General features: G+C 45.1%; 2 rRNA genes. Both read right to left on the minus strand.

The features are described 5' to 3' along the window. Window positions 1-122, minus strand: a 23S ribosomal RNA gene (locus FGG79_RS21320); the annotation flags it as partial. A 238-nt stretch (window positions 123-360) separates the two neighbouring features. Further along, window positions 361-579, minus strand: a 16S ribosomal RNA gene (locus FGG79_RS21325); the annotation flags it as partial.

Below are 579 nucleotides of genomic sequence, written 5' to 3' on the forward strand. Positions count from 1 at the left end.
CCCATTCGGAAATCTCTGGATCAAAGCTCACTTACAGCTCCCCAAAGCATATCGGTGTTAGTCCCGTCCTTCGTCGGCTCCTAGTGCCAAGGCATCCACCGTGCGCCCTTCATAACTTAACCTAAATCTTGTTCAACAGCTAGGCTGCTAAATCAACATTTGATCACTTACTACTTAAGGTTTAAAACCTAAAATGGCGATACTCGGTAATTTCTTGACTATCAATTTATCTTTATCTAGTTTTCAAAGAACAAACACAACTTCTTATCTCGTTAGAGATAAAAAATGTTTTGACAGTAATTAAACCATCAAAACTGAACAAAACTTCGACGCGTCAAACGTTTAGTAAATCTTCCTTAGAAAGGAGGTGATCCAGCCGCACCTTCCGATACGGCTACCTTGTTACGACTTCACCCCAATCATCTGTCCCACCTTAGGCGGCTGGCTCCAAAAGGTTACCTCACCGACTTCGGGTGTTACAAACTCTCGTGGTGTGACGGGCGGTGTGTACAAGGCCCGGGAACGTATTCACCGCGGCATGCTGATCCGCGATTACTAGCGATTCCAGCTTCATGTAGG

It is taken from the genome of Bacillus sp. BHET2 (genome assembly GCF_005938125.1).
Classification (GTDB): domain Bacteria; phylum Bacillota; class Bacilli; order Bacillales; family Bacillaceae_B; genus Rossellomorea.